We start from the raw sequence: 1,721 nt of genomic DNA, 5'->3' as shown, positions 1-1,721 counted from the left end.
ATTCCATTTTTCCTAAATCTCTCTAAATTCTTCTCCAATTGTTCTTTATGAAGTTGGTTCTTAGCTTCCTTTAATGTGTCGTCCAAAGTTTCTTCTCTGTAAGTTGCTTCTGTTTTTAGTTGTTGTGATTCTTGGTTTGGAGTGAAAATGATATCTAGCAGTCGATCTATTTTTTCAAGATCTTGGACAGACATATCAGATAGTCTATGAATCAGCTTTTTAAATACATCACTATTGTCGTGATTTTTCTTAAAAAATGTTGTAAACATCTATAACCTCTCAAAAAAAGCAGCCTATCAGGACTGCTTAGTGTAATTCGGAAATCGCATCATAAATGGACTGCAATTTCTTATTGTCTTTATTCTTTGTGTCGATCAACGTATGTAGCTCTTCAATTTTCTTTTGACTACTTTGAATATCGCTATTGTTATCTGCAATCAGTCTTTTAAGATGTTGCTGATAACTTGTAGTGATATCTGTCTCTTTTCCTGTTTTAACCTCTGTAATTTTGGGTTTAGAACTAGGATTTGATTCTGTCACAGGTGCTTGTTTGCGCTTTTGAAAAGCTGCTTCATAATTTACATCATTACCTCCTTGATGATTTCCAAATAAGGCCGCAATTTTATCTGGATCTTCTTGATTTTCTGATTTACTTTCTAATGGTTGATTAAAATTCCAATCTTTTGTCATTCACTCATTTCATCCTTTCTAAATTCAGAATCATCGAATTGTCTTTCTTTACCAAAGGCATGGTCAAGAGCTTCTTCAAAACTCATGTGACTAATGCTTTGACGCCTTTTGAACGTCGCAAACATCGCTGTCTCCAGTTGCTCTTTGTAAGCAGCTAGTTTTTCTGTCTCTCTTGCTACCTTACTTTCTTGCCTAGTTACCTTTTCTTCTAAGCGTTCAATAATGGTCATATACGATCCTCCTTCATTCTAATATTAGCTAAAACACCTTGATTTTGTTATCACAATTCTAAACATTGAGAGGTTTGTCTTACTGGTTGATTCCCCAATGCCTCCTTTGCAGTCTCAAGCATCAAATGTAAGTCTGATTTCTTTTCTCTAAGAATATCGTTCCAGTCTCTTTTTTCTTTCCCATATTCATTATCAGGTAAATCCAGTAAAACAGGAAATCCTGATTGAGATAACTTATCAGAAAAATCTTTTCCAGCATCATCACAATCTACTGCAAGTGTCAATAAATCAGTATGATTATAAAAATAGCTGGTGGTATCACGAATTGTATTGATTAAGGGCAATAACTTTGAAGGTGTTACTGTATCTAAAAATTCCAACTTCTGATTTTCTTCAGCTATCAGTCGTAAAGTTTGATAAGCAACAACAGATCTTTTTAATCCTTCCATAGATACCAAACGAACATCAGATAGACTTTGTTGATGAAGTTCGTAATAGCTCATTAAGTCGATGAACGATTCACAAAAGACCAGTCTATTAGGTTTACCAATATCAAAGGATATTCCAACATGTCCATGGCTCCCTTTTAGAATCGTTTTTAACCTCTCTCTTGGAAGAGAATGATTCTTATAAATTCCTTGTAAGCTTGCTGCCTGCAGTTTGTGACGATGATCAAAGCTTTTAAAAACAATAACAGGTTCAACTGTTTCATTTGTTTTCCAACTGGCTTGTGCTATTAAACCTTGTTGAATCATCCTTTGTACGATTTCTTCTGAGATTTCTCTACATTCTGTTAAATAA

Annotated in this window: 4 protein-coding genes; all 4 read right to left on the bottom strand. The window is 34.2% G+C overall.

Annotation, left to right across the window (positions count from 1 at the left end; translation table 11 throughout):
• Nucleotides 1-269 (bottom strand): hypothetical protein (locus QZ359_RS07630; protein ID WP_293965230.1); only part of this gene is annotated, 269 nt, incomplete at its 3' end.
• Between the two features lie 37 nt (nucleotides 270-306).
• On the bottom strand, nucleotides 307-690 hold the full coding sequence (locus QZ359_RS07625; protein WP_293965228.1) for a DUF5945 family protein: 384 nt from the start codon (nucleotides 688-690) through the stop codon (nucleotides 307-309).
• Nucleotides 687-920: a DUF5965 family protein gene (locus QZ359_RS07620; protein WP_000152419.1), complete on the bottom strand. Its 234-nt coding sequence runs from the start codon at nucleotides 918-920 to the stop codon at nucleotides 687-689. The genes QZ359_RS07625 and QZ359_RS07620 overlap by 4 nt, the downstream gene beginning before the upstream one ends.
• A gap of 50 nt (nucleotides 921-970) precedes the next feature.
• The coding region (locus tag QZ359_RS07615; RefSeq protein ID WP_293965217.1) for a toprim domain-containing protein at nucleotides 971-1,721 on the bottom strand (751 nt) is incomplete at its 5' end.

It is taken from the genome of Streptococcus sp., from assembly GCF_019414905.1.
Taxonomy (GTDB): domain Bacteria; phylum Bacillota; class Bacilli; order Lactobacillales; family Streptococcaceae; genus Streptococcus.
Note: the sequence above shows the minus strand (reverse complement) of the source record. Positions and strands in the feature narration are given on the sequence as shown.